The sequence below is a fragment of the Micromonospora sp. DT31 genome (genome assembly GCF_049841795.1).
Lineage (GTDB): Bacteria > Actinomycetota > Actinomycetes > Mycobacteriales > Micromonosporaceae > Micromonospora.
In genome coordinates this window covers 22,840-46,258 of sequence record NZ_JBNCKZ010000016.1, presented here as the reverse complement: position 1 = coordinate 46,258, position 23,419 = coordinate 22,840, and the positions used below count along the sequence as shown (strand labels likewise).

The window sequence follows — 23,419 nt, the reverse complement described above, 5'->3', positions numbered from 1 at the left end:
AGGTCCCATCGCACCCGTCCCCCAAGGAGTACGCATGATCCAGAACGAGATGAGCCGGCGACGCCTGCTCGGCCTCGGCATCGGCCTCGGCGCGGCGGCCACGCTGACCCTGGCCGGCTGCGGCGGCGGCAGCAGCTCGGACAGCTCCGGCGCGTCCGGCAACGGCGGCAAGGACTACACCGGCCCGAAGGTGGACCTGAAGCTGTGGAACGGCTTCACCGGCGGTGACGGCGAGATATTCAAGACGCTGGTCCAGCAGTTCAACGGCGAGCACCAGAACATCGCGGTCAGCGTGGTCACGTACCAGTGGGAGGACTACTACAGCAAGCTCCCCGGCGCGGTCTCCAGCGGCAACGGCCCGGACATCGCCGTCATGCACATGGACCAGCTCGCCACGTTCGCCGCCCGCGGCGTCATCACCGAGCTGGACGACGTGGCCAAGGCCCTGGAGCTGAGCGAGGGCGACTTCGCGCCGACGGTCTGGAAGGGCGGCCTCTACAACGACAAGCGGTACGGCATCCCGCTGGACATGCACCCGCTGGGCTTCTACTACAACAAGGCGGTCATGCGGAAGGCCGGCCTCGACCCGGACAAGCCTCCGACCAACCGGGACGAGTACACCGCCGCGCTGACCGAGCTGAAGAAGTCGGGCGTGCAGGGCTTCTGGGTCAGCCCGTTCCAGTTCACCGGCGGCATGACCTTCTACAGCCTGCTGCACCAGTGGGGCGGCACGCTGTTCGACGCCGAGGTGGCGAAGGCGACGTTCAACTCCGACCCGGCGGTCGAGGCGTGCACCTGGCTGGTCGACCTGATCAAGCAGGGCCACTCCCCGAAGAACGTCGGCCAGGACGCCGACTACCTGGCGTTCAAGAGCGGACGCAACGCCTTCAACTGGAACGGCATCTGGCAGATCAACGACCTGAAGAAGAGCCCGGACGTGCAGTGGGGCGTCGCGCCGCTGCCGCAGATCGGCAGCCAGAAGGCCGCCTGGGCGAACTCGCACAACTTCACCATCGTCAAGCAGCGCACGGCGAACGCGAACAAGGTCGCCGGGGCCAAGGTGTTCATCAACTGGCTGAGCCAGCACTCGCTGGACTGGGCCAAGGGCGGCCAGGTGCCGGCCCGCAAGGCGGTCCGGGAGAGCGGTGAGTTCACCGCGCTGACCGAGGTCAACGCGCTCGCCCCCGAACTGGAGTACGCGGCCTTCCCGCCGTCCGTGCCGGGGCTCAACGAGGCCATCCTCACCTTCTACAGCGCGTTCAACGAGGCGGCGCTGGGCAAGAAGCCGCCGAAGCAGGCGCTCGACGACGGCGTGGCCAAGGCGACCAAGCAGCTTGCGGACAACCGCAAGAAGTACGGGAACTGATCCGCCGTGGCGGACGTGATCGAGGCCGGGGCGGCGCGTGCGGACGCGCCGCCACCGGCGGCGCCCACCCGCCGCCGGGGCGTGACGGAACGCGGCAACCGGGCGACGCCGTACCTGTTCCTCGCGCCGTACCTGATCCTGTTCGGCGTCTTCGGGCTGGCGCCGATCCTGTTCGGAGTCTGGATCAGCCTGCACCAGTGGGACCTGCAACTGCCCAACCGACCGTTCGTCGGGCTGGGCAACTACCGGGACCTGTTCTCCCGCGACTCGGCCATCTACGGCGACTGGTGGTCGAGCGTCCGGGCCACCGGCACCTTCACGCTGCTGTCGGTGCCGTTGCTCGTGGTCATCCCGCTGGGGCTGGCGTTGCTGCTCAACCGCTCGTTCCCCGGCCGGACGTTCTTCCGGGCCGCCTTCTTCGCGCCGTACGTGCTCGGCGTGGCGGTGATCGGCCTGCTCTGGCGCTTCCTGCTGGACGCCAACCTGGGCCTGGTCAACCGGCTGCTCGGCCTGGTCGGGCTCCCCTCGGACACGCCGTGGGTCACCGACGTGCCGTGGGCCTGGGTGTCGCTTGTCGGGGTGACGGTCTGGTGGACCTGCGGCTTCAACGCGGTGATCTACCTGGCCGGTCTGCAGGACATCCCGGCGGAGCTGTACGAGGCGGCGAAGGTCGACGGGGCCGGTGCCCGGGACCGGTTCCGCCACGTCACCGTCCCCGGGCTGCGCCCGGTCATGCTGTTCGTCCTCACCACCACGATCCTCGCCTCGGCGAACGTCTTCGGGCAGGCGTTCCTGATCACCCAGGGGGCGCCCGGCGAGCAGACCCGGACGGTGGTCTGGCGGATCGTCGACGAGGGGCTGCGGGACTACGACGCCGGGCGGGCCGCCGCGATGAGCGTGTTCTTCGCACTGATGCTGGCGGTGGTGAGCGTCGCCAACTTCCGGCTGTTCCGCTACCGGGAAGACTGAGGGGACGACCATGACGCGTACGCGTGCGGTGGTGCGGTACGGACTGCTGCTCCTGCTCACCGCGATCTTCGTGACCCCGCTGGTCTGGATGTTGCTGACGTCGGCGAAGACGTACGACGACGCGCAGCGGGACCCGCCCGGCTGGTTGCCGGACCCGTTCTCCACCTACGGCTACCAGCAGATCGTCGACAACGCGGCGAACCCGGTGCTGCGCTGGTTCGTCAACAGCATGTTGGCGGCCAGCCTGCACACGCTGCTGGTGCTGGTCACCGCGTCGATGGCCGGGTACGCCCTGGCCCGGATGCGGTTCCGCGGCCGCCGGTCGCTGTTCGCGCTGATCGTGGGCACGCTCTTCCTGCCGCCCACCTCGCTGATCATCCCGAACTTCGTCATCGCCGAGCGGCTGAACTGGATCGACACGCTGACGGTGGTGATCGTGCCCGGCGCGGCCAGCGCGTTCGGGGTGTTCTTCCTGCGCCAGTTCTTCCTGTCCATACCCGCCGAGTTGGAGGAGGCGGCGGTGCTGGACGGGGCGAACCACTGGCAGGTCTTCCGGCAGGTGTTGCTGCCGTTGTCGAAGCCGGCGTTGGCCACGCTCGCGGTGCTGTCGTTCCTGACCAACTGGAACGACTTCCTCTGGCCGGTGTACGTGCTGTTCAGCCCGGAGCGGCTGACCCTGCCGGCAGGGCTGGGCCTGCTCCAAGGCACGTACGTGACCGACTATCCGGTGATCATGGCGGGGGCGGTGCTGGCCAGCGTGCCGGCGCTGATCCTTTTCGTGCTCGCCCAGCGGCACGTCATCCAGGGCGTCTCCCGCAGCGGCCTGAAGGGTTGAGAGAAGGAAGGGCCCCCTGTTAACGCCTCCGGTAGAGGAAGGGCCCCTTGTTAACACCGGAGTGTTAACAAGGGGCCCTTCCTTCAACCCCCTCAGGGGGTGGGCGTGGCGGAGTGCTCCTGGTGGGCGAGCCGGTTCTTGCGGTGCCCGTAGCCGAAGTAGATGACCGCGCCGATCGCCATCCAGGCCAGGAACCGCAGCCAGGTCTCCACCGACAGGTTCAGGCTCAGGTAGAGGCAGGCCAGCGCCGTGACGACCGGCAGCACCGGCGAGAACGGCACCTTGAACGGCCGTTCCAGGTCGGGCCGCCGCTTGCGCAGGATCGGCACCGCGAGGGCCACGAGCATGAACGCGCAGAGCGCGCCGATGCTGACCAGGTCGGCCAGCGCGGACAGCGGGAGGAAGCCGGCCAGCAGCGCCACCCCGATGGTCATGATCCCGGCGATCCGGTACGGGGTGCCCCAGCGGGGGTGGACCTTGGCGATGGCGGGTGGGATGAGGCCGTCGCGGGCGATGGCGAAGCCGATCCGGCCCATGGCCACCAAGTCGACCAGGATCACGCTGGTGAGGCCGGCGACGGCGGCGATGGAGACGAGCACGGCGGCCCAGCCGGCGCCGACCGCCCGGAACGCGGAGGCGATCGGGGCGCCCTCGTCGATCTCGGTGTACTTGACCATGCCGACCACGACGAGCGAGACGCCGATGTAGAGCACGGTGGAGATCAGAAGCGTGCCGAGCAGGCCGAGGGGCAGGTCCCGCTTGGGCTTGCGGGTCTCCTCACCGAGGTTCGCCACGGCCTCGAACCCGGTGTACGCGAAGAACACCACGGCGGCGGTGAGCACCCCGGCGAAGCCGAAGACGGAGGGCTCCAGCCCGAACAGGGCCTGGGTCACCGGCTGCTTGATGCCGTCGTCGTCGGCTCCGGCCGGTTCGCTGGCCGGGATGAACGGGCTGAGGTTGGCGGCCTTCACGAAGAACAGCCCGGCGATGACGACGAACGCGCAGATCGCGACCTTCACCAGCACCAGCACGTTGGTGACGCGGGCGGACTCGCGGATGCCGACGACGCCGACCGCGCCGAGCACCAGCACGATGGCGATGGCGCCGAGGTTGACGATGCTGCCTTCCTCGGCGAACCAGGCGCTGGGCAGGCCGAGCAGGTCGGCGAGGTAGCCGGACCAGCCGCGCGCCACCACGGCCGCGCCGAGCGCGAACTCCAGCAGCAGGTCCCAGCCGATGATCCAGGCGACGATCTCCCCCATGGTGGCGTACGCGTAGGTGTAGGCGCTGCCGGCGGTCGGCACGCTGGCGGCCATTTCGGCGTAGCAGAGCGCGGCGAGCAGCGCGACCAGCCCGGCGATGCCGAAGGAGATCACCACGCCGGGGCCGGCGCTGTTCCTCGCCTCGACGCCGGTCAGGGTGAAGATGCCGGTGCCGATCACGATGCCGATGCCGAAACCCATCAGGTCGACGGCGCCGAGCCGACGGCGCAGTCCGGGCCGGCCGTCCTCGCCGTCGCTCTCCCCCTGGGCCAGCACGTCCCGGATCGGTTTGGTCCGCAGGACCGACATGGGATCACCTCCCCACCGGTGCGTCCGCCACGGTGGCGGTCCGCGGCGGGGCTGCTACCCAGTGCTTTGCCGGCCCAATCCCGCCCGGGGTCTTGCGCGGGGAACGGATTGATGAAAGTTTTCTACCGGCGGCATAGGCGACGCGGCGGATGTTGCCGAGCGCCCGCCGCCGACCGTTCCCCCCGGACCCGACGAAGGGACCGCACCGCATGAAGGCAACTCGGCTCGGAGCCGCCGCGCTGGCCGCGACGCTGCTCGGCACGCTGGTCGCCGGCACCCCGGCGCAGGCCGCACCCACCGACACCAGCACCGCCACTTCCCCCACCACCGAATGCGTCACCGACCCGGCCACCCCCAAGCGGCAGTTCCGGGCCATGTGGATCGCGTCGGTGACGAACATCGACTGGCCCAGCAAGGACTCCTGGACCGCCCCGGACCAGGTCGCCAAGCAGAAGGCCGAATACCTGAGCTGGCTCGACCTGGCCCAGCGGCTCAACCACAACGCCGTCGTGGTCCAGGTCCGCCCGACCGCCGACGCGTTCTGGCCCTCGCCGTACGAGCCGTGGTCGGAATACCTCACCGGCGTCCGCGGCCAGGACCCGGGCTGGGACCCGCTGGCCTTCCTGGTCGCCGAGTCGCACAAGCGCAATCTGGAGTTCCACGCCTGGTTCAACCCGTACCGGGTCTCCATGCCGGCACCCGGCGGAGCCGGGGCCGACCTGTCGAAGCTGGCGCCGAACAGCCCGGCCCGGCAGCACCCCGACTGGGTCTTCGCCTACCCACCGGCCGGGGTCGCCGGCAGCCGGCTCTACTACAACCCCGGCATCCCGGAGGTCCGCGAGTTCGTCCAGACCGCGATGATGGACGCGGTCAAGCGGTACGACGTCGACGGCGTGCACTTCGACGACTACTTCTACCCGTACCCGTCCGGCACCTACCAGGTGCCCGACGACGACGCGTTCGACAAGTACAACCGGGGCTTCACCGACCGGGCCGACTGGCGGCGCGACAACATCAACCTGCTGATCCAGGAGATGAACGCCAAGATCAAGGCGGCCAAGCCGTGGGTCAAGTTCGGCGTGAGCCCGTTCGGCATCTGGCGTAACGCGTCGGCCGACCCGAACGGTTCGGACACCACCGGCTCGCAGTCGTACGACATCATCTCCGCCGACACCCGCAAGTGGGTCAAGGAGGAGTGGGTCGACTACATCGTGCCGCAGCTCTACTGGTACATCGGCCAGTATCCGGCCGCCGACTACGCCCGGCTGGTGCCGTGGTGGGCCGAGCAGGTGCGCGGCACCCGGGTCCAGCTCTACATCGGCCAGGCCGACTACAAGAGTGGTGACCCGGCGTACGGATCGTTCTGGATGAACCCGCAGGAGCTGTCCAACCACCTGACGCTGAACCGGTCGTACCCGGAGGTGCTCGGCAACGTGCACTTCTCGGCGGTCCAGGTGCGGGCGAACCGGCTGGGCGCCACCGACATCTACGCGGCCGAGCACTACTCCCGGCCGGCGCTGGTGCCCACCATGACGCACCTGCCGCGTAAGCCGCTGCTGTTCCCGCTGGTCACCAAGGCCCAGCGGGAGGCCGACGGGGTGCGCCTGAGCTGGCGGCAGCCGGCCGACGGCAAGGGCCCGCTCGGCACCGCCGCCTCGTACGCGATCTACCGGTTCGACGGGCACGGCCTGGCCGGGCGCTGCGACTTCGCCGACGCGTCCCACCTGGTCGGCACCGTCCGGGCCACCGACGGCGCCACCCAGTCCTGGCTGGACACGACGGCGACCGCCGGCACCCGGTACACGTACTACGTGACCGCGCTGGACAGACTGGCGAACGAGAGCCCGGCGAGCCTGCCGCGCTTCGTCCGCTGACCCCGCCGGATGTCCCCGGGTCGCGCTGCCGACCCGGGGACATTCGTCTGTTTGGGCGCCTGCCAGCGAGCCGCTTGCCGCACCATCGCCGCAGGTCACCCCATTGATCGACACTTGTCGACAGCCGGACGTCCCGGCCGCCGCCCCACGGAGGTTCCCGTGTCCCGTCGCCTCGCCACCACCCTCGCCGCCGCGACCCTCACCCTGCTCACCCTGCTCGGCCTGGCCACGCCGGCCGCCGCCGCGGTGAGCACCCAACAGAAACTCACCGTCCTGACCGGTTGGACCCAGACCAGCGCCGCCAGCTACCGCGCCTGGAACAGCGCGCGGGCGGACCGGGCCCCCTGGGCCGAATACGGCTTCGACTGGTCCACCGACTACTGCTCGTCCAGCCCGGACAACCCACTCGGGTTCGCCTTCAAGCTCTCCTGCCACCGGCACGACTTCGGCTATCGCAACCACAAGGCGCTGGGTGCCTTCGCGGCCAACAAGTCCCGCCTCGACAGCGCCTTCCACGCCGACCTGAAGCGGGTCTGCGCCACCTACAACGCGGTGGTCCGGCCGGCCTGCAACAGCCTCGCCTGGACCTACTACCAGGCGGTCCGCGCCTTCGGCTCGGTCGCCGCCGTGTCACCGGCGGACATCGACCGGGCCGCCCGGATGAAGGCCGACGCCGAGCGCCGCGCCGCCGCCCGGGTCTGAACCGCCGCCGGGTCGGGCCGCACCCCCACGCGGCCCGGCCCGCGCGGCCGTCGTACCGCTCAGCCCGCCGTGCTGCGCGGCTCGACCGCCGGGGTGGCCGGGCCGAACCACGGCGAGTCGACCCCCAGGTCCGGATGCTCCACGTGCAGCGCCAGCGCCGCGACCTCGTCCAGCCGCAGTCCGGCCCCGGCGCCGTAGGCGGCGTCGAACGCCTCGTCGCCCAGCACCCGGCGCAGGTCCACCTGCCGGGCCGACCAGTACGGGCCGTAGATGCCCGGCGTGGCCCGTAGGTTCGCCCGGGTGGCCTGCGCCGCACCGAACAGCCGGGCCGCGGACAGCGCGTCCCCGGCCAGCGCGCAGCGCACCGCGATCGCGTTGATCGTGTCGCAGGCCCGCCCGAGGTAGCCGTGGCTCATCCGGGACCGCAACGCCACCAGCAGGTGCTCGTGCGCCGCGACCAGGTCGCCCCGGGCCAGCGCCACCATCCCGAGCAGCATGTCCACCGACCGCCCGCCGCGCTCCGCCGGTCGGGCCGCCTCGACCGGACGGGCCGCGGCCAGCAGTTCGGCCGCCTCGTCCAGCGCGCCCCGACGCCACAGCAGCTCGGCCAGGTTGTAGACGGCGAGCAGCGCGTCGCCGACCACGTCCTGCGCGTACGCCCAGTCGATCACCTCGCGGCAGATCCGCTCCGCCTCGGCGAACTGACCCATGTCCACGAGCGGCGCGGCCCGCCCGGCCAGCACCCGGGCCAGCAGACCCAGGTCGCCGGACTGCCGGGCGGCCGCCTCGGCCCGCTGCGAGTAGCGCAGTTCCTCGCCGAACTCGCCGTCCGCGCCCGCGTGCAGCGAGTGCATGTGGTACGCGGCGGCCAGCTCGGCCTCCGGAATGTCCTCGCCGGTCTCGGCGATGCGGCCGTAGAGCCGGAACAGCCACAGCCGACCTTCCCGGGCCAGCCCGCGTTCCCGCCACCACTGGTCCAGGTCGCCGGCCAGGCGCAGGCCGGACCGGGCGCTGCCGCCCGTGGCGCTCCAGCGCAGCGCGGCCCGCAGCTCGCCGGCCAGCGGGTCGAGCGCGTAGAGGGAGAGCGTCAGCGGGCGGCCGTCCGGCCCCAGGTGTGCCCGGTCCAGCGCGTGCCGGCACCAGGCCACGTGGCGGTCCCGCGCGCTCTGTTCCTCACCCGCCTCGATCAGCCGGCGGGCGGCGTACGCCCGGATCGGGTCGAGCATCCGGTAGGTGCTGCCCGACGCGTGCGGCTCGGCCAGCACCATCGACTTGTCCACCAGCACCGACAGCGGGTCCAGCGGGTCCTCGTCGAGCAGCCACTGCACGGTGGGCAGGTCCACCGGGCCGGCGAACACCGCCATCCAGCGCAGCAGCCGGGCCGAGCGCGCGCCGAGCGTCCGGTACGACCAGGTGACCGTGGCCTGGATGGTCATGTGCCGTTCGCTTGCCGACCGTTGCACCGCGCGACTGGCCGGGGTGGGCGGGGCCGCGCCGGTCGCGGCGGCCACCAGGTCCACCGTGTCCTGCTGGTTGCCGCTCCAACCGGCCTCCACCGGCGGCGGTTCCGCGGTCTCCCGGCCGGCGTCCAGCGTGCCCAGCATGTCGTCGAGCCGTTCCGCCAACTGCCCGGCCGAGAGCACCCGCAGCCGCGCGGCGGCCAGTTCGATGGCCAACGGCAGGCCGTCCAGCCGGCGGACCACGCGGCGCAGGTCGGCCTGCTCGGCCGGCTCCGGGGTGCGCCCGCCCCGGGCCACCGCGGTGCGGTCCAGCAGCAGCGCCACCGCGTCGCTCGCCCCGCCGTCCGGCCCCTCGTCCACCGACAGGGACGGAATCCGCCACACCACCTCGCCCGGTACGCCGAACGACTCCCGGCTGGTGGCCAGCACCCGCACGCCCCGGCCGCCGGCCAGCAGCCGACTGATCACCTCGGCCGACGCGGCGGTCTGCGCGTCGCAGGTGTCCAGCAGCACCAGCATCCGGCGCGACGCCGCGTACTCGACGAGGGTGTCGACCATCGGCCGCCCCGGCTCCGGGCGCAGGCCGAGCACGGCGGCGATCTCGAAGGCCACCAGTCCCGGGTCGGTCACCGCGGCGACGTCGACGAACCAGACCCCGTCCGGGTAGTCCTCCACGATCCCGGAGGCCAGCTCCACCGCCAGTCGGGTCTTGCCGGCGCCGCCCGCGCCCAGCACCGTCACCAGCCGGTACGCCTCGACCAGCCGCCCCAGCTCGGCGCGCTCGGCCTGCCGGCCGACGAACGTGGTGACCTGGGTGGGCAGGTTGTGGGCCGTGGCGTCGGCGGTACGCGGGCGCGGGAACTTGCGCTCCAGTCCCGGCGCGACGAGCTGGAACAGCCGTTCCCGGTCGTCGAAGCCGCGCAACCGGTGCAGGCCGAGGTCGAGCAGGGACACGCCGTCCGGCAGCGGGTCGGCGTGTCGGGCGGTGGCGGCGGAGCAGAGCACCTGACCGCCGTGGGCGGCGGCGGCCACCCGGGCGGCCCGGTGCACCTCGGGGCTGGCGTACTCGCCGTCGCGCGGCTCGGCGTAGCCGGTGTGCAGTCCCATCCGGACCCGGGGCGTCGCGTCGGGGTGCGGCCACTCGTGACCGGCCAGCGCGCGCTGCGCGGTCAGGCACGCGTGGACCGCGGCGGCGGCGTCGGGGAAGGCGAGGAAGAACGAGTCGCCCTCGGTGAGCAGCTCCGCCCCGTCGGTGCCGACGAGCGTGTCGCGCAGCAGCCGGCGGTGCTCGCGCAGCACCGGGCGGTAGACCGGTCCGAGCATCCGAGCCAGTCGGGTCGACCCCTCGATGTCGGTGAACACGAAGGTCACCCACCCGCTGGGGAGGTGTTTGTGCGGCGACATACGTCGAACCTCCGCCCGCTGACGTCCGATTCATGCTGCCCTATGACCGCGTCATCACGCATCGTGAGAACGGTTGGGCGGATTACGCCCCAAGGTGCCAAAGGATCACACGGGTGGCAAGACCCGGATCGATTCGCGGGACGAGCGGCGGAAACTCAGCAACCGCAGGCGCCGCCGCAGCAACCACCACCTGTGGGAATCCCACCTGTGGAGGCGGCTCCGCCCCTGCCGGTGAGCGCCACCGTCGAGAGCAACTTCACCGTGTCGGCGTGCCCCTGCGGGCAGGGCGCCGGGCGATCCGCCTCGGCCATCGGACGGTTGACCTCGAAGGTGTCACCGCAGGAGCGGCAACGGAACTCGTACCGGGGCATGTCCTCAGCGTACGGCGGGCCTGACGCCGCACCTCGGATGGGTGATACTCGACTGGTGGTGGACGGCGAAGGACGAGCGACGGCCCGGCCCCTGCGACCCGCCGCGCCGCCCGACGGCAGCGCCCGGCCGATTCCCCGCCCTCGGCGCGCCCCGGCCGGCTCCGGGCCCGGCCCGGTAACCCCGGCCACCCGACCGGCCGAAACCGGCACCGCAGACCCGCGCCCGGCCGAAGCAGACGCGGCCGACACACGCCCGGCCGAAGCAGACGCGGCGGACGGCGGCGGAGCGGCGGACGGCGACGACACCGGAGGCAGCGCGAAGCCGACCACCGACGCGGCGCCGGCGACCGAGGGCCGGCGACGGCGGGTGCCGTTCGCGCACTTAGACCGGATGCGACCGCGCCAGCTCGCCACCGGCGCGGCCCGGGCCACCCGCGCCTGGTCCCGGCGACCCGGCGGACGCGCCGCACTGCCCGCGCTGTCCCTGCTCGCCCTGGTCGCGGCCGCCACCGCAGCCGGCGCGGTGCTCGTACCGGCGACGGCCCGGCAATCCGCCCCGGTCGCCGCCGAGACCACCTCGGCCCCGCCCAGCCAGGCCGTGCCGGAAACCGGCGGCGTGCCGGGAGCACCCCCGTTCCCGGAGCCGACCGGGCTGCCCGGCACCGTCCCACCCACCGCCGCACCCACCGGCGCGGCCGGCGGCCCGGTGCCGCCCACCGGTCGCCCGGCCGACGTGCTGGCCGACTGGGCGCAGCGGGTCAGTCCGGCCACCGGAATCCCCGTGGTGGCGCTCCAGGCCTACGGCTACGCCGAACTGGTGCTGGCCCAGACCAACCGCGGCTGCCAGCTGAGCTGGACCACGCTGGCCGCCATCGGGCACGTGGAATCCGGCCACGGCTCGGCCAACGGCGCCACGCTGCAACCCGACGGCGTGGCCACACCGGAGATCCGCGGACAGCAACTGGACGGCCAGGGTGGCCGGTCCCGGATCGTCGACACCGACCAGGGGCGGCTCGACGGCGACACGACCTTCGACCGGGCGCTCGGCCCGATGCAGTTCATCCCGACCACCTGGGCGGAGATCGGCGCGGACGCCGACGGCGACGGCGTGCGCAACCCGCACGACATCGACGACGCGGCGCTGGCCGCCGCCCAGTACCTGTGCAAGGGCGGCCGGAACATGACCATCCCGGGCGACTGGTGGGGCGCCATCCTCTCCTACAACGATGTGCGTCGGTACGCCCAGGCGGTCTTCGACAAGGCCGACGAGTACGGGCGGCGCAGCGGCAACGTGAGGTGACGGCGTGCGTACATTCGCGGACTGAACCCTTCCCCCTGGCTGCGGTTGGCGGCAAGCTGTACGGGTGATGGTGCGCGAGTGGGACCCCCGGACCGCGTCGTCCGCCGAAGTCGCGTCCCTGCTGGACACGCTGAACGCGGTCCTCACGGTCGATCTGCCGCAGGATCCGCCCTGGCAGGGGCACTCCGTGCGGGAATACCTGTCCGAGGTGATGCCCGGCGAGCGGCGGATCTCCTGGGTCGCCCAGGGCGACCCCGCCCCCGACGGCACGCCCGGCCCGATCGTCGGTCACGTGCACGTGCTGCTGCTCGGCGGCATCGGCGTGCTGGAGGTGGTGGTGCACCCGGCGGCACGACGCCGCGGTCTCGGCCGCGAACTGGTGCGGGTGGCCGCGCGCCGGGTCTGGGACGAGGGCTTCCAGTCGATCGGCGTGGAGGTCGTCGGCGACACCCCGGCGGTGGGGTTCTACGAATCGCTGGGCTTCACCCGCGACTACGTCGAGACCCGCAGCGTGCTCGACCTGCGCACGGTGGACTGGCCGGCGCTGACCGAGATGGCCGCCGGGGTGGACGCCGGCTACCGGGTCGAGTTCTGGCCGGGCGGGCCGCCGGACGAGCTCCTGGAGCCGTACGCCCGGGCCAAGGCCGAGGTGCGCGAGGTGGACGACGGCGAACTGCGGCCCAGCTCCTACGACCCGGAGCGGCTGCGCGACAGCCTCGACACGCTGCACCGGCGGGGCATGAAGCCGTACATCGTGCTGGCGGTGCACGAGCAGACCGGCGAGGTGGCCGGGCTGACCGAGGTGGTGGTGCCGGCGCAGCATCCCACCCGGGCCGACCAGTACGACACCATCGTGGTCCGCGAGCACCGCGGCCACGGCATCGACCGGGCGATCAAGGCACGGATGCTGCTGGAGCTGCGCTCGGCCGAGCCCGACCTGGCCGAGGTGCAGACCTGGAACGCGCAGGCCAACGAGGCGATGCTCAAAGTCAACGCCGAACTGGGCTACCGCCCCGACCGGGACTGGTGCGAGTACGGTGTGGACGTCGCCGAGCTGGTGCACCGCCTGGACAGCCATCGCTGACGGTTCACCCGCCGGCCGTCCGAGGGCTGGACGGCGGACCTGCCCGAGCCTTAACGTGCGTTAGTTCCCGCCCACCATCGTGGAGGCCCCATGCGCCCGCGCCGCACCCTAGCCGCGCTCGCGACCATCGCCGCGGTCACCGCGACGGCCATCGGCGTCGCGCCCTTGCCGGCCAGCGCCGCGCCCACCGACCTGCTCATCTCCGAGTACGTCGAGGGGTCGTCCAACAACAAGGCAGTCGAGCTGTACAACGGTACCGGGGCGCCGATCGACCTGGCCACCGGCGGCTACCAGCTCCAGCTCTCCTTCAACGGGGCGAGCACCTCGACCGACGTGGCCCTGACCGGCACCGTCGCCGCCGGGGACGTGTTCGTCCTCGCCGCCGCGTCGGCCGGCCCGGCGATCCTCGCCCAGGCCGACCAGACGTACGCCGGGTCGCTGTTCAACGGCGACGACGCGCTCGTGCTGCGCCGAGGCACGACGGTCGTCGACTCCCTCGGCCAGGTCGGCGTGGACCCGGGCACCGAGTGGGGCAGCGGGCTCACCAGCACCGCCGACAACACGCTGCGCCGGCTGCCCTCGGTGACCACCGGGGACACCGACCCGACCGACGCGTTCGCACCCGCCGCACAGTGGGCCGGTTTCCCGACCGACACGTTCGACGGGCTGGGCAGCCACACCGTCGGCGACGGGCCGACGGACCAACCACCCACGCTGTCCTGCGGCGGCGCGTTGACGCTGGAGGCGGGGGCCACCGCGACCCGCGAGGTGACCGCCACCGACGCCGACGACACGATCACCGGCCTGGCCGTCACCGCCGTCGCACCGGCGCCGGCGAGCGGGTCGATCAGCCGTACCGCGTTCACCCCGGCGGCCGACAACGGCGGCACGGCCACCGCCACGCTGACCGCTACCGGCCTGCCGGCCGGCGCCTACACCGTCACGGTGACGTCGACGGACGCCGAGGGCGACACCGCCGCCTGCACGCTCACCGTGCAGGCCACGAGCGTGCTGTCGGTCGGCGAGGTGCAGGGCCGCACCGCCGACGACGAGGACGCCCGCACCGACCGGTCGCCGCTCGCGCCGGCCAGCGGCAACGGCACCAGCCCGATGCTGTACGACGTACGCGGCGTCATCACCAGCAAGTCGCTGACCCGCAGCTCGGCCGGGGCCGACCAGTGGGGTTTCTACCTGCAGAGCCGGCTCGGCAGCGAGGACGGCGACCCGCTCACCGCCGACGGCATCTTCGTGTTCATGGGCTCGTTCACCACGTTGATCGGCGGCTACGCCCCGACCGTCGGTGACGAGGTGGTGCTGCGCGCCCGGGTCTCGGAGTACTTCAACCAGACCCAGCTCTCCGGCGCCTCGCTGGTCCGCAAGCTCGACTCCGGGCTCGACGTGGACACCGTCGTGCGGGTGACCGACGCCGTCCCGCCGGCCGAGGCGGCCGCCGCCGACCGGTTCTGGGAACGCCACGAGGGCGAGCGGATGCGGGTCCGGGCCGGCAGCGGCGTCTCCGCGCCCCGGCACATCTTCGCGTCCACCGCCGACTCGGAGATCTACGTGCTGGACCGCGAAGACCCGATCATGAAGCGGTCCGACCCGTACGCCCGGCGGGTGTTCCGGGACGCGCACCCGCTCGACGACATCCCGGGCACGCTGTTCGACAACGGCAACAACCAGCGGATCCTGCTCGGGGCCGGGGGTGTGAAGGCGACCGCCGGTGAGTCCGGCGCGCTGCTGCCGGAGGCCCGTACGTTCGACACGCTGACCGAGGACGCCTACGGCTCCGTCTCGTACGCGTTCAGCAAGTACAGCGTGCAGCCCGAGCAGCTCACCCTGACCGGTGGCGCGGACCCGGCCGCGAACCACCCTCCGCAGCCGGCCGACCGCGGCGCCGAGGTCGCCATCGCCACCTACAACGTGGAGAACCTGTACGACTACCGGGACGACCCGTTCGACGGCTGCGACTTCGCCGGCAACACCGGCTGCCCCGGGGTCAGCCCGCCGTTCGACTACGTGCCGGCCAGCCCGCAGGCGTACGCCGCCAGACTGGCGGTGCAGGCCCGGCAGATCGTCAACTCGCTGCACAGCCCGGATCTGATCCTCGTGCAGGAGGCCGAGGACCAGGACATCTGCTCGGTCGTCGACGGCACGCTGGCCTGTGGCGACGCCGACAACGCCGACGGCGCACCGGACACCGTGCAGGAGTTGGCACTGGCCATCGCCGCGCACGGCGGCCCCGCCTACGCCGCCGCGTACGACCGGACCGGCGCGGACGCCCGGGGTATCGTCTCGGCCTTCCTCTACCGCACCGACCGGCTGACGCTGGCCCAGGCCACCGCGGGCGACCCGCTGCTGGGGTCCGCGCCGACCGTGGCGTACCGCTCGGCGGCGTTGCCGTCGAACGCGGACGTGCAGAACCCGAAGGCGTTCAACGCGGTGCTCCCTGCCGACGTGGACCGCTCCACTGGCGTGGACGGCAGCAACGTCTACACCCGCGCCGCGCAAGTGGCCCGGTTCACGGTGCAGGCCGGCCCCGGCTCCACCGAGCGGTTCACGCTCTGGGCGGTCGCCAACCACTTCTCGTCCGGGCCGGACAGCCGGGTCGGGCAGCGCCGGGAGCAGGCCGCGTACGGCGCGGCGCTGGTCACGGCGGTCGAAGCGGCCGACCCGAACGCCCGGGTGATCTACGGCGGCGACCTGAACGTCTTCCCCCGCCCGGACGACCCGATCGCCACCGCCCAGAACCCGACCCCGTCGGACCAGCTCGCGCCGCTCTACCAGGCGGGGCTGCACAACCTGTGGGACGACCTGGTGGCGGACGCGCCCGCGTCGGCGTACTCGTACACCTTCAGCGGGCAGGCGCAGACGCTTGACAACCTCTTCGTCAACGACCCGATGCACGACGACCTGGTGCAGGTGCGGACCGCGCACCTCAACGCCGACTACCCCACGGACGCGCCGGATCTGGGCGACCGCGCCGCCAGCGACCACGACCCGCAGGTGGCCCGGTTCCGCTCCCGGGCCGCGCTGCGGGTGGCCGACACCTCCGTCGCCGAGGGCGACAAGGGCACCCGGACGATGACGTTCACGGTCACCGTGTCCCGTCCGCTCTCCGAGCCGGCCCTGCTCTGCGCGACCACCTACGGCACGACCGCGCAGGCCGGGTCCGACTACGACCCGTACGTGGGTTGCAAGCTGCTGCCCGCGGGCCAGACGTCGCTGGCGTTCCCGGTCACCGTGCGCGGTGACGGCAAGCGCGAGGCGGACGAGCGGCTCACCCTGTACGTGACCGGGGTACCGGGTCTGCGGCTCGCCGACCCGTCCGGAGCGGGGACCATCCTGAACGACGACTGAGCGGTGGTCGGCCCGGCGGCCCGTCGCTTCGCTCATGGGCGGATCGGCGGGCCGCCGCGGTATCCGCACCGTTGCGGATCGGGCGGCGGCGGCACGTTGCGGTACTTGGCCACCCGCACCTCCCACTGGCTGCGGCGGCGCAACGCGTCGCGGACGTCCCGGTCGCGGTAGAACGTCTCCGGCGGGCGGGCCAGCCCGTACCGGTCGGCCCACCACTCCCCCGGTTCCGGGTCGGTGACGACGTCGAGGTGGGACGGGTACCGCCGCTGGGCACCGTCACGCAGGTCGGCCCGGTCGCGCATCGGCTTGAGCACCGCGCCGGCCTCGTCGACGACCACGACCCGGAACCCGGCCGTGCCCAGGATCCGTGACAGCATGGCCAGGCTGGGGATCAGCGTGCCCGCCTCGATACGCCCGAGCGTGCTCGGATGCACCCGGGCGAACCTTGCCAGCTCACGTTGGCTGGCGTCGGCCCGACGACGAACCGCGCGAACGATCCCCGCCGCCGGGAACGGAATGTCGAAGGGTTCGGTGAGCAGCGCCGTCCCGCCGGACCCCTCGGGCACGACGGAAGCCGCGGCGGTAGCCACTTCGGTCCGGGTGTCGGCGCTGTCTGTCACGCCGCTACGGTCCCGCGTCCCGCCGCAGCCCGGCAACCCCGCTCCCCGCCCCTGTGGAAACCCCGGCATCTGGCGACGTCTCACCCCGAACAGGCACGCTCGCCAAGCCTCCCGACGCACACAGAGAGTGACATCAGGAATGGTCGCATTCCGTTACTACCCGAGCGAGCCTTCCGAGTCACAAGCTACCCCAATGCGGACATTATCTCGCATCCCGTGACCGCAAGGGGGTCGACTCCTGTCGACTTTGCTCTGCAGCCAGGGACGCTATCCTCACAGAAAGTTCCTGGTGCGTCGGTAGCTGCAGAGCAAAGTCGGATCGGAGCGAGAGGGAGTCTGGAGCGGAAAACTACAACCAGTTACCGCAGCGGGTCCTGAGAAGGTCGCGCCGACCGCCGGCAGCCCCACGACGAGAGGGCGGGCCAGGGCGGGCCGACGGATCAGTAGCGCTCGCGCAACAGCTGGGCGGCCTCGACTGCCCAGTAGGTGAGGATGATCTGGGCGCCGGCCCGGCGGATCGAGGTGAGCGTCTCCAGCATCACCCGTTCCCGGTCGATCCAGCCGTTCGCGGCAGCCGCCTCGACCATCGCGTACTCGCCGGAGACCTGGTAGGCGGCCACCGGGACGTCCACTGCGGCCCGGACCGCCGCCACCACGTCGAGATAGGGCAGCGCCGGCTTGACCATCACCATGTCGGCGCCCTCGGCCACGTCCAGCTCGACCTCACGCAGCGACTCCCGCAGGTTCGCCGGGTCCTGCTGGTAGCTGCGCCGGTCACCCTCCAGCGCCGATTCCACCGCGTCGCGGAACGGGCCGTAGAAGGCGGAGGCGTACTTGACGGCGTACGCGAGGACCGAGACGTCCTGGTGCCCGGCGGCGTCCAGGGCCTTGCGGACGACGCCCACCTGGCCGTCCATCATGCCGGACGGCCCCACCACGTGGACCCCGGCGGTGGCCTGGGCGACCGCCATGTCCGCGTACGCGGCGAGCGTGGCGTCGTTGTCCACCCCGCCGTCCGGGGTGAGCAGCCCGCAGTGCCCGTGCGAGGTGAACTCGTCCAGGCAGAGGTCGCTCATCACCACCGTCGCGTCGCCGACCTCGGAGATCACGTCCCGGATCGCCACGTTGAGCACGCCCGCCGGGTCGATGCCACCGGAGCCGGTCTCGTCCCGCGTCGCCGGCACCCCGAACAGCATGATCCCGCCGACCCCGGCCTGGACCGCCTCGGCCGCCGCCTTGCGCAGCGAGTCCCGGGAGTGCTGGAGCACCCCCGGGAGCGAGGCGATCGCCCTCGGCTCGGTCAGCCCCTCCTTGACGAACATCGGCACGACCAGCTCGGCCGGGTCGACGCGGGTCTCGGAGACCAGCCGCCGCACGGCCGCGTTACGGCGCAGCCGCCGGGGCCGGATCTCGGGGTACGGCATGGAAGAGCCTCCTGTCAGCGGAACCTCAGGGCGGTCGGGCCCTGCACCTTCGAACCGCGACGCTGCTTCGCCGGCATGGCGGCGAGCTTCTCCCGCAGCTCGACGGCGTAGGCGGCGAGCGCCTCCACCAGGTCGGGGACCGAAGCGTGCGGCGGCTGCACGTCCACCCGCAGCCCGAACTCGGTCGCGGTCTCCGCCGTCTTGGGCCCGATGACTGCAACAACCGTGCGCGCGTGGGGCTTCCCGGCGATGCCGACCAGGTTGCGCACCGTGGAGGACGAGGTGAACAGCACCGCGTCGAAACCGCCCGACTTGATCGCGTCGCGGATCTCGGCCGGCGGCGGCGCCGCCCGCACGGTCCGGTACGCGGTCACGTCGTCGACCTCCCAGCCCCGCTCGGTGAGCCCGGCGGCCAGGGTCTCGGTGGCGATGTCGGCGCGCGGCAGCAGGACCCGGCCGACCGGGTCGAGGACCTCGTCGTGCGGGGAGAACTCGGCCAGCAGACCCTCCGAGGACTGCTCCCCGGAGGGGATCAGCTCCGGCTGGATGCCGAACGCGCGGACCGCCTCGGCGGTGGCGTCACCGATACAGGCGATCTTGACACCGCCGAAGTGGCGGGCGTCGAGGCCGTGCTCGGCGAACTTCTCCCAGACCGCCCGGACCGCGTTCACCGACGTGAAGATCACCCAGGCGTACCGGCCGTCGACCAGCCCCTTGACCGCCCGCTCCATCTGCGCCGGGGTACGCGGCGGCTCGACCGCGATGGTCGGCACCTCGCACGGGATCGCCCCGTACGCCCGCAGCCGCGCGCTCATCACGCCGGCCTGCTCCTTGGTGCGGGGCACCAGCACCTTCCAGCCGTACAGCGGGCGGTTCTCCCACCAGCTCAGCTTGTCCCGGTCGGTGACGGCCGCGCCGACGGTGAGCACCACCCGGCCGGTGAAGCCGAGCGCCGCCGCGACGAAGGACTCGACGGTCGACGTGGTGGTGTACTGCGTCTCGCCGGTGCCGTCACCGGTCACCCCGACCGGGGTGACGCCGTCGACCCCGGCGGCCAGCAGGCCGTCCCGGACGGCGGCCAGGTCACCGGCGTCCACGGACAGCGCCAGCGAACCCCGGCCCACCGCGGTGGCGAGCGCGTCGAAGTCCAGCGTGGTGACGTCCTCGACGTCGGCGGCGGTGCGCACACCGGGCAGCGGGACGCCCGCGTAGGTCGCCACGCCCTCGGCCTGGCTGACGCCCGGCACCACCTCGAAGTGCGCGGCGGTACGCGCCACCGCCTGCACCTCCTTGACCACCGAGTCGTGGCCGAACGGGTCGCCGGCCACCAGGTGCACGGCGTTCTGTCCGGCCCGGGCCGCGGAGATCAGCACCTTCGCCACGTCCCCCGGCACGCCCTCGGCGGGGCTGAACTCGGCGTCGGACCGGGCCTGCGCGCGGACGTACGTGAGCAGCGACTCGGGGACTCCCCGGTCGTAGACCACCTGGTCCGCCTCGACCAGGGCGTCGAGCGCCCGGCGGGTCAGCAGACCGGGGTCGCCGGGGCCGGCCCCGACGAAGGCGATCTGGCCTACGGGCTTACGGGTGCGGGTCATTCTGTGCTCCCAAGTTGCTGGGTCCCCGGGCCGGCCTGTGCGTCCTGGCCGAGGATCGAGTCGGCGCCGAGTTCGAGGAGTTCGGCGGCGAGTGCCTTACCGATCTCCGCCGCGTCGGCGGGCGTTCCGGTGCGGGACAGTCGGAGGTCACGGGTACCGTCCGGGCTGATCACCGCACCGCGCAGGTAGATCTCATCGATTACGTCGCCCTCAGCGGTGGGCTCGCCCTCGGCGAGGACGGCGTACGCGGCGACGGGTGCGCTGCACCCTGCCTCCAGGGTGGCCAGTAGCGCCCGCTCCGCGGTGACCGCGTCGCGGGACGGCGCGTGGTCGAGCAACGCGAGCAGCTCGATCACGTCCTGGTCGTCGGCCCGGCACTCGACGGCCAGCGCGCCCTGAGCGGGTGCGGGCAGCATGAGCATCGGGTCGAGCGTCTCGGTGATGGCGTCGACACGCCCGATCCGGTGGAGTCCGGCCCGGGCCAGCACGACGGCATCGAGGTCGGCGTCCGGGCCGAGCACCCGGCCGAGCCGGGTGTCGATGTTGCCCCGGATCGGGGTGACCTCCAACTGCATGCCCAGCGCGTGCAGCTGGGCGATCCGGCGCAGCGCGCCGGTGCCGACCCGGGCACCGGGTGGCAGTTCGGCGAGCGTACGGCCGTTCGTGGCCACCAGCGCGTCCCGCGGGTCCTGCCGGGGCGGCACGGCCGCGATGTGCAGGCCGGGCGCCGCCGCGGTGGGCAGGTCCTTGTACGAGTGGACGGCGAAGTCGATCTCACCGGCGGTCAGCGCGTCGCGCAGGGCGGAGACGAACACGCCGACGCCGAGCCGCTGCACCGGGGCGGTGGACCGGTCTCCGGCGGTCACCACCTCGACAAGCTCGACCGGCCGGCCGGTGGCCGCGGTGAGGGCCTCGGCGACGTGGCCGGACTGTGCCATCGCCAGGGCGCTGCCCCGGGTGCCGAGGCGCAGGGGGGTGGTCATCGCACTCCTCCGGTGGGCGGGAGGTCGGCGGCGTCGAACGACGGCCGACCGTCGAGGTCCGTGGTGACCACGTCGGGGACGGTGTCCACCGGGGAGGTCTGCGGTACGTCCAGGTCGAACAGCTCGCGCAGCAGCGCCGCGTACTGGTCTCCGCCGGGTTCGGCGGCGAGCTGGCGCACCCGTACGGTCGGCTGGTGCAGCAGCCGCTGCACGACCCGGTGCACGGTGCGGGCCACCTCGGCGCGCTGGTCGTCGCTGAGGTCGGGGCGGCGCTGGCCGAGCCGGCGCAGCTCGGCGGAGACCACGTCCTCGGCCCGGCCGCGCAGGGCGGCCACGGTCGGCGCCACGTCGGCGCCGCGCAGCCAGCTCAGGAACGCCTGGACCTCGCCGGTCACGATCCGGGCCACCTCGGCGGCGTCGGCGGCGGCCGGCCCGTCGGCGAGGACGGCGGCCATCCGGTCGATGTCGATCACCTCGACGCCGGGTAGCTCGCCGACGCCCGGCTCGACGTCACGGGGGACGGCCAGGTCGAGCAGGACCAGGGGGCCCCGGTCGGCGTCGCGCCGGGCCAGCGCCCGGGTCACCACGTCGTGGGTGAGCACCGGGTCGGTGGCGGCGGTGGCCGCGATCACGACGTCCACGTCGGCGAGCGCGTCGACCAGTTCGGCCATCGGGACAGCATCCGCGCCGTACGACTCGGCGAGCCGCTGCGCGCGGGCGGCGCCCCGGTTGGTGACGGTGAGCGGACCGGCACCCATCCGGGACAGGGTGGCCACGCCCAGCGACCCCATCGCGCCCGCGCCGACCACCATGGCGGGGCGCCCGGCCAGGTCGCCGTCGAGCATGTCGGCGGCGAGGTCGAGGGCGGCGGTGACGACGCTCTGCCCGGCCCGGTCGATGTTGGTCTCGGCGTGCGCGCGCTTGCCGACCCGCAGCGCCTGCTGCATCAGCTCGTGCAGCAGGCGGCCGGCCGAGTCGGCGCTGCCCGCGCAGTGGTAGGCGTCGCGGAGCTGGCCGAGGATCTGCGCCTCGCCGACCACCATCGAGTCCAGCCCGGCGGCCACCCGGAAGACGTGGTCGACGGCGGCGGCGTCGTAGTGCACGTAGAGGTGCGGGGCGAGCGCCGCCGGTTGGCAGCCGGCCTGTTCGGCCAGGATCGCGCAGATGTCGCCGAGTCCGCCGTGGAAGCCGGAGACGGCGGCGTAGACCTCCACGCGGTTGCAGGTGGAGACGAGGACGGCCTCGGCGACGTACGGCTGGGCGATCAGGCGGCCCAGGGTCCGGGTGAGATCGGCGGGCCCGACGGCCAGTTGTTCCAGGGTGGCGACCGGGGCGGTGCGGTAGGACGCGCCGACGACGAGCAGTTTCACGTGCCGATCGCCTCCTGGGTGTCGGTGGCCGCGAGCCCGCCGGGCAGGGCGGTGAGGGCTGATCCGCCGGTGGTGGGAAGCGCGGTCAGCGATGCCTTGCGGTGCTCGTGGAAGGACAGGATCTGCAGCTCGATGGCGAGGTCGACCTTGCGCACGTCGACCCCGTGCGGAACCGAGAGTACGCAGGGCGCGAAGTTGAGGATGCTCGTTACGCCGACCGCGACGAGCTGGTCTGCCACCGCCTGGGCGGCCGGGGCGGGGGTGGCGATCACGCCGATCGAGATGGACTCCTCGGCGACGATCCGGGGCAGCTCGTCGACGTGCCGGACGACCAGCCCGCTGATCTGCTCACCGACCCGGGACCAGTCGGCGTCGAGGAGGGCGGCGATGCGGAACCCGCGGTTGGCGAAACCGTCGTAGCCGGCCAGGGCGTGACCGAGGTTACCCACGCCGACAAGCGCGACGGCCCGGTCCTGGGTGAGCCCGAGCACCGACTCGATCTGGTCGATCAGCAGCGCGACGTCGTAGCCGACGCCGCGGGTGCCGTACGAGCCGAGGTGGGACAGGTCCTTGCGGAGCTTCGCGGAGTTGACCCCGACGGCGTTGGCAAGGCCCTCGCTGGAGACCGTCTCGTGCCCAGCGTCGGCGAGCACGTGCAGCGCACGCAGGTATTCCGGAAGCCGGGACACGGTCGCCTCGGGCAGCTCCGGGAGCGCCGGTACGGCACCGGTGCGGCCGGTCGCGCCTGAGTGACGGTGCTGACTCATGAGACTCCGTGCGGTGCGATCCTCGACCGGCGGCAGGGGCCGATCTTCTCGGGACGCCCACTGGCGACCGCTGTTGCCGGCTGTGCTACTAGGGCGCGTCGGAACTACAGAGTAGGCGCTTGTGAAGGGGTGCACAAATCGCGATCTTGATAGTTCGCGACGTGGCGCCACCTGCTCCTCCATTCCGACAAGATCGATCGACCGCGCCCCTCGGCGGCGCGTGGCGATTATTGCTCAATCCCGACTTCTCTGACCAATCGCGCGCGCCCGACAGCGCTGTGTCACCGGGAAGGAGAGGCGCGTCTCACGTTCGAGTAGGGAGAACCCCACCCCGAATCCGGCAGTGAGCGGGATGGGTCGGCGG

Annotated in this window: 17 protein-coding genes; 8 read left to right on the top strand and 9 right to left on the bottom strand. The window is 72.5% G+C overall.

Features of this window, described 5'->3' with window-relative positions:
* Positions 1-34 precede the first annotated feature (34 nt).
* Genes ACLQ2X_RS22630 through ACLQ2X_RS22620 form a run of 3 tightly spaced genes read left to right on the top strand, consistent with a single transcriptional unit; the run spans position 35 to position 3,170 of the window.
* Positions 35-1,366 (top strand): ABC transporter substrate-binding protein, encoded by a 1,332-nt coding sequence (locus ACLQ2X_RS22630; RefSeq protein WP_425683085.1) that lies wholly within the window; start codon positions 35-37, stop codon positions 1,364-1,366.
* Positions 1,367-1,372: 6 nt separating this feature from the next.
* Positions 1,373-2,335 carry a carbohydrate ABC transporter permease gene (locus ACLQ2X_RS22625; protein WP_425683084.1) on the top strand — a complete coding sequence of 321 codons (963 nt, stop codon included), beginning with the start codon at positions 1,373-1,375 and terminating at the stop codon, positions 2,333-2,335.
* Positions 2,336-2,345: 10 nt separating this feature from the next.
* Positions 2,346-3,170 (top strand): carbohydrate ABC transporter permease, encoded by an 825-nt coding sequence (locus ACLQ2X_RS22620; RefSeq protein ID WP_425683083.1) that lies wholly within the window; start codon positions 2,346-2,348, stop codon positions 3,168-3,170.
* Positions 3,171-3,262: 92 nt separating this feature from the next.
* Here the strand turns inward: ACLQ2X_RS22620 and ACLQ2X_RS22615 are convergent, their stop codons facing one another.
* Complete coding sequence (locus ACLQ2X_RS22615) at positions 3,263-4,741, bottom strand: amino acid permease (protein ID WP_425683082.1); 1,479 nt, start codon at positions 4,739-4,741, stop codon at positions 3,263-3,265.
* A gap of 209 nt (positions 4,742-4,950) precedes the next feature.
* Between ACLQ2X_RS22615 and ACLQ2X_RS22610 the strand changes: the two genes are divergently transcribed.
* Entirely contained in the window at positions 4,951-6,615 is a 1,665-nt protein-coding gene (locus ACLQ2X_RS22610) for a glycoside hydrolase family 10 protein (protein WP_425683081.1), read from the top strand.
* A gap of 159 nt (positions 6,616-6,774) precedes the next feature.
* Positions 6,775-7,317 (top strand): phospholipase, encoded by a 543-nt coding sequence (locus ACLQ2X_RS22605; RefSeq protein WP_425683080.1) that lies wholly within the window; start codon positions 6,775-6,777, stop codon positions 7,315-7,317.
* 59 nt (positions 7,318-7,376) lie between these two features.
* Here ACLQ2X_RS22605 and ACLQ2X_RS22600 read toward each other — a convergent pair whose 3' ends face one another.
* Both ACLQ2X_RS22600 and ACLQ2X_RS22595 read right to left on the bottom strand, forming a co-directional pair.
* Positions 7,377-10,181, bottom strand: coding sequence for an ATP-binding protein (locus ACLQ2X_RS22600; RefSeq protein ID WP_425683079.1), 2,805 nt, complete (start codon positions 10,179-10,181; stop codon positions 7,377-7,379).
* Between the two features lie 155 nt (positions 10,182-10,336).
* A complete protein-coding gene (locus ACLQ2X_RS22595; RefSeq protein WP_425683078.1) occupies positions 10,337-10,552 on the bottom strand; it encodes an FmdB family zinc ribbon protein in 216 nt (71 codons plus the stop codon).
* Positions 10,553-10,607: 55 nt separating this feature from the next.
* Here ACLQ2X_RS22595 and ACLQ2X_RS22590 point away from each other — a divergent pair, with 55 nt between their 5' ends.
* The 3 genes from ACLQ2X_RS22590 (at position 10,608) to ACLQ2X_RS22580 (ending at position 16,296) form a co-directional block, all read left to right on the top strand.
* A complete protein-coding gene (locus tag ACLQ2X_RS22590; RefSeq protein WP_425683077.1) occupies positions 10,608-11,852 on the top strand; it encodes a lytic murein transglycosylase in 1,245 nt (414 codons plus the stop codon).
* A gap of 67 nt (positions 11,853-11,919) precedes the next feature.
* Complete coding sequence (locus tag ACLQ2X_RS22585; protein WP_425683145.1) at positions 11,920-12,936, top strand: GNAT family N-acetyltransferase; 1,017 nt, start codon at positions 11,920-11,922, stop codon at positions 12,934-12,936.
* A 90-nt stretch (positions 12,937-13,026) separates the two neighbouring features.
* Positions 13,027-16,296: a lamin tail domain-containing protein gene (locus ACLQ2X_RS22580; protein ID WP_425683076.1), complete on the top strand. Its 3,270-nt coding sequence runs from the start codon at positions 13,027-13,029 to the stop codon at positions 16,294-16,296.
* A 32-nt stretch (positions 16,297-16,328) separates the two neighbouring features.
* Here the strand turns inward: ACLQ2X_RS22580 and ACLQ2X_RS22575 are convergent, their stop codons facing one another.
* The 6 genes from ACLQ2X_RS22575 to ACLQ2X_RS22550 all read right to left on the bottom strand — a co-directional run bounded on the left by ACLQ2X_RS22575 (position 16,329) and on the right by ACLQ2X_RS22550 (position 23,055).
* Positions 16,329-16,916, bottom strand: a complete 588-nt coding sequence (locus ACLQ2X_RS22575; RefSeq protein WP_425683075.1) for a helix-turn-helix domain-containing protein — start codon at positions 16,914-16,916, stop codon at positions 16,329-16,331.
* 440 nt (positions 16,917-17,356) lie between these two features.
* A complete protein-coding gene (hemB, locus tag ACLQ2X_RS22570; protein ID WP_425683074.1) occupies positions 17,357-18,340 on the bottom strand; it encodes a porphobilinogen synthase in 984 nt (327 codons plus the stop codon).
* A 14-nt stretch (positions 18,341-18,354) separates the two neighbouring features.
* Positions 18,355-19,935, bottom strand: a complete 1,581-nt coding sequence (locus tag ACLQ2X_RS22565) for a uroporphyrinogen-III synthase (protein ID WP_425683073.1) — start codon at positions 19,933-19,935, stop codon at positions 18,355-18,357.
* Complete coding sequence (gene hemC, locus ACLQ2X_RS22560; protein ID WP_425683072.1) at positions 19,932-20,918, bottom strand: hydroxymethylbilane synthase; 987 nt, start codon at positions 20,916-20,918, stop codon at positions 19,932-19,934. Before hemC ends, ACLQ2X_RS22565 begins: the two co-directional genes overlap by 4 nt.
* On the bottom strand, positions 20,915-22,288 hold the full coding sequence (locus ACLQ2X_RS22555; protein WP_425683071.1) for a glutamyl-tRNA reductase: 1,374 nt from the start codon (positions 22,286-22,288) through the stop codon (positions 20,915-20,917). The genes hemC and ACLQ2X_RS22555 overlap by 4 nt, the downstream gene beginning before the upstream one ends.
* Positions 22,285-23,055, bottom strand: coding sequence for a redox-sensing transcriptional repressor Rex (locus ACLQ2X_RS22550; RefSeq protein WP_425683070.1), 771 nt, complete (start codon positions 23,053-23,055; stop codon positions 22,285-22,287). The genes ACLQ2X_RS22555 and ACLQ2X_RS22550 overlap by 4 nt, the downstream gene beginning before the upstream one ends.
* Between the last annotated feature and the right edge of the window lie 364 nt (positions 23,056-23,419).